This window comes from Rathayibacter sp. AY1F3 (assembly GCF_002931975.1).
In the GTDB taxonomy this organism is placed as follows: Bacteria; Actinomycetota; Actinomycetes; order Actinomycetales; family Microbacteriaceae; genus Rathayibacter.
Map to the genome: position 1 here is coordinate 20,425 of NZ_PSVF01000036.1, position 7,306 is coordinate 27,730.

Genomic DNA, 7,306 nt, shown 5'->3' on the forward strand with positions numbered 1-7,306 from the left:
CGTCTCACGTAGCACCCAGCGGTGCGCATGTGGCGGGGGACACGCGGTCGTGCGGTGCTACCTCACCTACGCCGAGGAACCAGGTCCGCAGGCTTCGCACGGCGGCTAGCGGAAGCGGTGACCCACCGTTCGTAGCACTGGAACAGCTGAATCGCGCCGACGGCTGAGACGACAAATCCGATCAGAATTCCCATGAGCAGGACTGGGCTGAGCTGGCCCCCTGTCTGATTCAAATCTGCACGAACGCCGGCCTGAAACTGCAACAGCGAGCAGATCACGGCGATCACAACACCCGACGCGAGCAGGCTCGAGCCCTTGAGCACTTCCACCATGACCACCCTCGGTCGTGAAACTACCGCAGAGTCTCCCACCCGACACCGCCTCGACCCTTATGGAGATCGTTCAATGGGCCGCTGCCGGCGGGTGTTGATCTCAGTCGCGCTGTGCGTCGCGGCCGAGAGCAGGGCGACACCGCCCCCCGCCGGGCTGTCGCGTGCGGCGTCAGCTCAGCGATGCCAGGATCTGGCTGGCGAGTGGCAAGCGCGCTAGGTCTCAGGCGGGTATTCTCCGCGCGTGGACCTGAATGACCGATCGAGCGCGGAGTTGGAAGAGATGATCACGGCAGTGTGCCGTCGAGTGCGTCGACGAGCGCGGGCCAGTTTTGACTTCGGTCTGGCGGCCGGTCTCGCGGGAGGCCTGCTGCTGGGCAATCTTTTCTTCGGGGGCCCCTCCACGCAGGCTCTTACCCCGATTTCCGTCGGCTTGCTCGTCATTACGGCGCCGCTCGCGGTAATCGCTACCTACATGAACACGGTGAGGCGTGCCCCGGACTTACAAAGCATCCATGACCTGCAGGAGATTCTCTTGCGCCGAGAATCTGCTTCCTGAGCGCGCCAGGTCCACATCGAATCGTTAGGCTTCTCACCTGCTGTCTGGCGACCCTCCTCTCGGCCGCGGTTGTTAACCAGTAATAGGGTCGGCTGGTGGTCGTGCCGTGCCGTCATACTGAGCACGTGTCCATCAGTTCGCGGGTGTTGCGTTACGCATCCGCCTATGCGCTACTGCTCGTCGTCGTCGCGATCGTGTTGCTGAACACGTGGCCCGACTTGTGGGACGAACCACTCGTTCTCGTCGTCCTCGTTCCACTCATGATCATGGCAACGGCTTACCCGAGCTTGCGTCACCAGCTTCCTCCTGAGAGGAGCGTGCGCGAAGGGCAACAGGAGGGCCGTTCCATCCGCGCCGCTGCGTCCAAGGGCGCTCACTCCGCTGACCTAGAGCCGGACGAAGCGCCGGGGCTTTTCGACTCTCCCGCTCGCCAAGCACTCATGGCAGCAACAGTCACCGCCGCCGTGGTGATCGTGCTGGCTCTCATCAGCGTCGTGCAACCGGCGCTAGATCGAGGGTGACGTCACTGTCGCTCCTGGAGCCAGGAACGTCCCGTTACGGGATCGTTGACCGGCAGAGGGGGCGCTGCGCTATGTCGTCGCTCGTTCTTCCTTCGACTCGGTGATGAGCTCCTGCTTGCGTTCGGCTCTGAGCGCGACGACGGTTCCCGCGAGAGCGAGTGCGGCGGCTGCGGTGAAGAGGGCGGTGGCGTCCCACCTGTAGTGACGGATGGTGATGCCTGGTGAGGTCTCGCTGGCTGCGTAGGTGCAGGACAGGCCGAGCGGGTAGAGGATCTTCTCGCCCGACACGCGGCTGGAGTAGAGGTCGATCCCGTCGGGGTACTCGCTGTGCTGGCACTGCACGGCGGCCGGGTCCCAGCCGGTCTGGATCCAGCCGATCGTGTGGGTGAGGAGGGCGACTGGGGTGCCGATCACCATCGCGAGGATGCCGAGGGTCTTCGCGGTCCGCAGTTCCATCCCGTCAGAGTAGGGCGGACGCTACCCACCACGCGCGTCCCGAAAGGGGATGGGTGGCCGGTCACCCACTGAGCAGCCCGGTGGCTGTGGCGTATTCGGCGCAGTACCGTCAGCGAATGTTCTTCCACTCGAGTAAGCGCGATTCGCCGCAGTTGCGTCCTGAGCTCGAGCGGTTTCGCGAGGCTGTCGCTGAGGCGTCATTCGAGGGTGAGCTAGCGGGCTACTTCTCGGTGCAGGTCGGTGCTCACCTCGCGGCCAGCGGCCCGTGGTGGAGGCGGGCGCTGAGTGATCCGCGATGGGGGATCGCGTGGACGTTTTTCTATGAGCCTGCTTTCGATGAATCCCATCCGCGCGTGGGCCCGCCGTACGAGGACGGTTTCGAGCTGGGTGATGAGTCGGTCTTCGATGAACTACTCGGAGGTTCGGTCGACGTCCGGGGTCGGGTGTACTCGCTGCGTTGGATCGACCGCGCGAGCGAGCCGGAGCTGTGGGCGGACAACTACGGGTACATGCCAGCGAAGCCCGGAGTTGGAATCCCTGTACGCGTGTCGAGAGTGCGTCGTCGAGACCGTTGAGCCGGATCTCTCGTCGGCAGGCGGCGTCCCGTATGGGGGTCGTCATCCGGCCGCCCAGCATGGCCGCGCATGAGACCGGAATCTCGCGGCGCTGTTTGTTGCAATAGACCCGCCCGATGAAATGCCCGATGATGGGGCGTCAACCGACACACTGAGCGCATGGCAGCTCTCGTGGGATACGCCCGCGTCTCAACCGACAAGCAGGATGCGACCGCGCAGCGCGACGCACTCCGGGCGGCCGGCGTCCTATTCGATCGGATCTATGTCGACTCCGGTCTGACGGGCCGGAACCGCGAGCGTCCCGCGCTGCGGGAAGCGCTGGCGGCATGCGACGCCGGATCGACTCTGCTCGTGACGAAGCTCGACCGGCTCGCGCGGTCCATCACAGACGCTCGCGACATCGTTGATGAGCTGACCCGCCGCGGGGTGAAGCTCAGCATCGGGGGATCGGTCCATGATCCGGAGGATCCGATCGGCCGGCTGCTGTTCGACGTGCTCGCGATGGTCGCGGAGTTCGAGGGGGATCTGATTCGTGCCCGCACTCGTGAGGGGATGAAGGTCGCGAAGGCCAAGGGGCGGCTGCGCGGGCGGCAGCCGAAGCTGTCGCCGAAGATCGAGGCGCATCTGGTCGCAGAGCATCGCGCCGGGAACTACACCGTCGCCGAACTCGCGGCAGAGTTCACGGTCGCGCGGTCGACGGTCTATCGAGCGGTACAGCGCGCGGACACGCGAGCCGCTGGCGCCGTCGCCCTGGCGCTGCCGACGGAGGGCGCGTGATGTCGGGGTCAGAGAGGGTACCTGCGCTGGTGCCGGGGAGGGTGGAAGTGCTGCCCGGGTGGTCTGCGCGTACACGTATTCTCAACACCGGGTGGGGAACTCTCGCCCAGGCGATCGCCTGTATCTGGCTCTTCGTCGGGTTCGCGGTCCTTCCTCCGGGATCGCGTCTGCCCCTTTTCGTGCCGCTGGTGCTGTTCTTCGCCGCTCTCGCTTGGTCAACGATCTGTCTCGCGATCGGCACGTCCAGGGTCACCGCTGAGAAGGAAGCCGGTTACACGACCCTGGGGTTCGGACGCATCTCGGTTCCCACGGTGGATTCGAGAACGGGCGTCATCTTGCGGGCGGTGGGTGAGCCGCATCTGGACTGGAAGACTGCGGCGCTACTTCGGCGACAAGCGAGGAACCGATGACCAATGCCGTGACAGTGTCTGCGGTTCCTGCTCTCAGGGTCCGTTGGCTTCCGCTCGTACTCGCGGTCGGCGCCGTCGTGGCGCAGCACTTCTTCGCCCTCGGCCGAGAGGGCTCTCAGGCGGTGGTCGCTGTCATCGATGGGGCTCTAGTGGTTCTGGCGGTGGGGCTCTTCCTCTGGGCGAGGGCGTCAGCCGGACGATCCGCGCGGAGAGTGGCCGAACTTGATCCCGGGACCTCGGGGGAGGCATTCGCGTGCGTCTACCACCAGCACCTGCGGTCGCTGGTGAGGGGCTTGGACCCGGACGTCAGCATGGGGTCCTACCCGGTCGTTCACCTGGACGAGACCGGACTGAGCATCCTGTCGCAGTCGAATGCGCGCCGGGTCACCTTCCCGTGGCCGCGGGTCGCGTCCGTCCGGCCGACTCCGCTGCTCGACCGGCTCTTCATCCGTCGGGCGATCGAGGTCGTCCTCGAGGAGGGCGGATCGGTCGTGCTCGCCCCCTACGGTGACCGTTCGTTCTTCGGCATGAAGGCCGCGAATGATGCGAGGTTCAGCGCGATCTTGACCGCCATCAGCTCGAGGTCCACCGAGGGGCGGTCGGCGTGAGGCCCGGTTGGTGGTTGTAGGCGGACGTCATGAGATTGTCGGAGGCGCCCGCGTCTCGACGGATAAGCAGGACGCGCAGGCGCAGCGCGACGCGCTGCTCGCGGCCGGTGTGCCGGCGGAGCGGATCTACGTCGACGTCGGCCTCACCGGCAGCAACCGCGAGCGGCCCGCGCTGCGCGAGGCCCTGCCGGCTCGACTCTGTCCGTGACGAAGCTCGACCGGCTCACCCGCTCGATCACCGACGCACGCGACGTCGTGGACGAGCTCGAGCACAGGGGAGTACGACTGGATATCGGCGGGTCGCTGTACGACCCGAACGACCCGATGGGCCGGCTGCTGTTCAACGTGCCGGCGATGCTCGAGGAGTTCGAGGGCGACCTGATCCGGTCGCGCACGCGCGAGGGGATGCGGATCGCGAAGGCGAAGGGGCGCCTGCGCGGCCGCCAGCCGAAGCGCTCCCCGAAGATCGAGGCGCACCTGGTGGCGGAGTGCCGCTAGGGCAACTACACCGTGGCCGAGCTCTCGGAGCAGTTCGGGGCGACGCGCTCGGCGGTCTACCGGGCGGTCGAGCGCTCGAACATGACGGAGCTTGCGCGCCGTCGACGTCACCCTTCCACTCCCTGAGGGAGAGCAGTGAAGCCGAGTGCCCAACGATCACTTGATGCGGCGCGTCTTCGAGGGCGGTCGTTGCGACCGACCGGCTCGCGGTGAGGCTCCTGGAGCCCCGAGCCGACCCGGATGAGGCGGAGGGCTTCCACGGCCCCGCTGCGCCTTCTACGAGGGCGTCCAAACCGTCCGTCGATTCGTGCGGTCCGGAGGTTTCCCTCACCGTCTCCGGCGGAGAGGACTGCTGTGCAGTATCTCGAGTTCTCGTCGAATGGGCCGAGGTGTGCGGCCGGGTTCCTAGCGCCCACACCCGGACATCCGCGCGGAGATGCTGACGTGCGCAGCAGGTATCAGGCGACCCGCGGATGTCTCCTTCCGGCGCGCCAGCGCTTACAGGTGGTGGCCTGGTGCGCCCGTCGAGGTGCCGGCCGGTCTGCCGGCCGTTGACTCGTCGACCGGGTCCGGCACTCCACCGCCGACGCGTCCGCCGGTCAGTCGAACCGCGCGCCCTCCGGCCGCGGCGGCAGCACGAACAGGATCAGCAGGAACACGTAGCCGGCGATCGGCACGAGGATCGCGAGGATCCAGAGCCCGCTGCGGTTCACGTCGTGCAAGCGACGCCAGATCAGCGAGAGCGACGGGAGGAACGTCGCCAGAGCGATCGCGCCCGCGGCGAGCGACACCCAGAAGGTCTGGAACGGCGCGCCGCTCGGGTACGGGGTCAGTGTGAAGTCGAGGCGCCACGGACCGCCGTCGGCGAGCTGCAGCAGCCCCGTGAGGACGCTGCCGAGGAGGATGATCCACCAGTACTCGGCCCGGCTCGCCCTCCCGCGGAAGCGGAGGTAGTTGCCGAAGAAGCGGCGGAGCGCCGCCATCGGCGGAGCCCCGTAGTAGGGGAGGGTCAGCGGCGGCTCGAGGGTGCTCGGGCTCATCGGGTTCCGTCTCTCATCCCTCGACCGTATCCCCTGCTCCCCGCGGCGCCGCGTCGGCCGTGCGGACGACATTCCGGTGTTCGCGCCGGAGGAATGCCGGCGTTCACGACGCAGGAACGTCGCCGTGACGGAACGGAGGAAGGCCGTCGTTCTCGCGCCGGAGCAACGCCGCTGTGTTCGCGGCGGAGGAGGGTCGCCGTGTTCACAACGGAGGAAGAACGTTCCAGCTCGACCGTGAACACGCGGATCAGCGCGCGCCGAAGCACGTTCTACCTCCGTTGTGAACACGATCAGCGGGTAGGAACCGCCTCCGCCCGCACCGCCGCCGTCGCCCGGGCGTCGACGATCAGGCTGACGACGAGCCCCACAGCGACGATGACGATCGCGACCCACGGCAGCACGTCGAGCCCGCTCGCGTCGATCGCCAGTCCGCCGACGACCGCGCCGCCGCCGATTCCGATGTTGAACGCCGTCGTCTGCAGCGCCGCGGCGAGGCTCCGCAGCTGGAAGGAGGAGGTGCGCAGCATCCGGGTCTGCAGCATCGCCGGGATGCCGCCGAACGCGATGTTCCAGATCACCGCGGCGACGACCACGGCCGTGGCGGCGCCGGTGCCTGCGGCGACGGCCAGGCCCGCGAGCGCCAGGACGACCGCGATCGCGGCGACCACGAAGCCCGAGCGGGGGAACCGGTCGGTCGCGAAGCCGGCCAGGACGAGTCCGACCGCCCCTGCGCCGCCGAACGCGAAGAGCACGAGCGGCACCGTGTCGGGGGCGAAGGAGGCGTTCTCGAGCCAGGGCGTGATGTAGGTCGAGAGGGTGTTCTGGCCGATCAGCACCAGCAGGATGACGACGCAGACGCCGATGATGCGGGGGAGCGTCCGGTCCTTCCGCGCCGGCAGGCGGATCTCGCCGGTCCGCAGCGGGATGTGGTGGTCGACCGCGGGCAGGAACTTCACCACGATCAGCGCGAGCACGAGCACGACGCCGCCGAGGATCGCGAAGGTGGGCCGCCAGCCGAACGCGTGCCCGAGCGCCGTGCCCAGGGGGACGCCGAGGACGAAGGCAGCGGATCCGCCGCCCGCCGTGATCGCGGTCGCGCGGCCGAGCTGCTCCGGAGCGACGAGGTGCGCGGAGTAGGCGGCGACGATCGCCCAGAAGAGGCCGTGGGCGAGCCCGCCGAGGATGCGCGCGCCGATGAGCAGCCCGAAGGTGGGGGCGAGCGCGGCGAGGACGTTGGCGACCGCGATGGTGCACAGCGCCACGAGGAGGAGGCTCTTGCGCGAGAAGCGCTGGGTCACCAGGGTCAGCGGAGTCGTCGCGACGACGACGGTCGCGGCGAAGATCGTGACGAGCTGGCCGGTGAGCGAGATGCTCACCCCGAGGTCGCGCGACATGTCGGGGATGAGCCCGGTCGGGAGGAACTCGCTCGTCACGGAGACGAAGACGGCGCCGGCGAGCGTGAGCAGGCCGATCCAGGGGAAGGCGGGGGCTTTCGCGGTGTCCTGAGGGTTCACGGTGTCCTGAGGTCGGGGG

Annotated in this window: 9 protein-coding genes and 1 pseudogene; 6 read left to right on the forward strand and 4 right to left on the reverse strand. The window is 67.9% G+C overall.

Translation table 11 applies throughout. The features are described from left to right. Nucleotides 1-62: 62 nt before the first annotated feature. Nucleotides 63-332 carry a hypothetical protein gene (locus C5C39_RS15415; RefSeq protein WP_104250058.1) on the reverse strand — a complete coding sequence of 90 codons (270 nt, stop codon included), beginning with the start codon at nt 330-332 and terminating at the stop codon, nt 63-65. A 241-nt stretch (nt 333-573) separates the two neighbouring features. Between C5C39_RS15415 and C5C39_RS15420 the strand changes: the two genes are divergently transcribed. Together C5C39_RS15420 and C5C39_RS15425 are read left to right on the forward strand one after the other, a co-directional pair. Then, the gene (locus C5C39_RS15420) at nt 574-888 is read left to right on the forward strand and encodes a hypothetical protein (RefSeq protein WP_146076581.1); all 315 of its coding nucleotides are present in this window, start codon (nt 574-576) and stop codon (nt 886-888) included. A gap of 125 nt (nt 889-1,013) precedes the next feature. Continuing rightward, nucleotides 1,014-1,409: a hypothetical protein gene (locus tag C5C39_RS15425; protein ID WP_104250057.1), complete on the forward strand. Its 396-nt coding sequence runs from the start codon at nt 1,014-1,016 to the stop codon at nt 1,407-1,409. A gap of 69 nt (nt 1,410-1,478) precedes the next feature. On the opposite strand, the gene C5C39_RS15430 is transcribed toward C5C39_RS15425, so the two are convergent. Next, on the reverse strand, nt 1,479-1,865 hold the full coding sequence (locus C5C39_RS15430; protein WP_104250056.1) for a hypothetical protein: 387 nt from the start codon (nt 1,863-1,865) through the stop codon (nt 1,479-1,481). 116 nt (nt 1,866-1,981) lie between these two features. Here C5C39_RS15430 and C5C39_RS15435 point away from each other — a divergent pair, with 116 nt between their 5' ends. From C5C39_RS15435 to C5C39_RS15455, 4 genes and pseudogenes are all read left to right on the forward strand, one after another. Next, nucleotides 1,982-2,440 (forward strand): hypothetical protein, encoded by a 459-nt coding sequence (locus tag C5C39_RS15435; protein WP_146079435.1) that lies wholly within the window; start codon nt 1,982-1,984, stop codon nt 2,438-2,440. Between the two features lie 159 nt (nt 2,441-2,599). Beyond that, on the forward strand, nt 2,600-3,217 hold the full coding sequence (locus C5C39_RS15440; protein ID WP_104353791.1) for a recombinase family protein: 618 nt from the start codon (nt 2,600-2,602) through the stop codon (nt 3,215-3,217). A gap of 406 nt (nt 3,218-3,623) precedes the next feature. Then, entirely contained in the window at nt 3,624-4,235 is a 612-nt protein-coding gene (locus C5C39_RS15450; protein ID WP_104353793.1) for a hypothetical protein, read from the forward strand. A gap of 10 nt (nt 4,236-4,245) precedes the next feature. Then, nucleotides 4,246-4,733 (forward strand): annotated as a pseudogene (locus C5C39_RS15455) (recombinase family protein). A 599-nt stretch (nt 4,734-5,332) separates the two neighbouring features. Here C5C39_RS15455 and C5C39_RS15460 read toward each other — a convergent pair. Together C5C39_RS15460 and C5C39_RS15465 are read right to left on the reverse strand one after the other, a co-directional pair. Further along, on the reverse strand, nt 5,333-5,773 hold the full coding sequence (locus tag C5C39_RS15460; RefSeq protein ID WP_104250042.1) for a DUF805 domain-containing protein: 441 nt from the start codon (nt 5,771-5,773) through the stop codon (nt 5,333-5,335). A gap of 290 nt (nt 5,774-6,063) precedes the next feature. Continuing rightward, on the reverse strand, nt 6,064-7,306 hold a 1,243-nt coding region (locus tag C5C39_RS15465), incomplete at its 5' end, for an MFS transporter (RefSeq protein WP_219812278.1).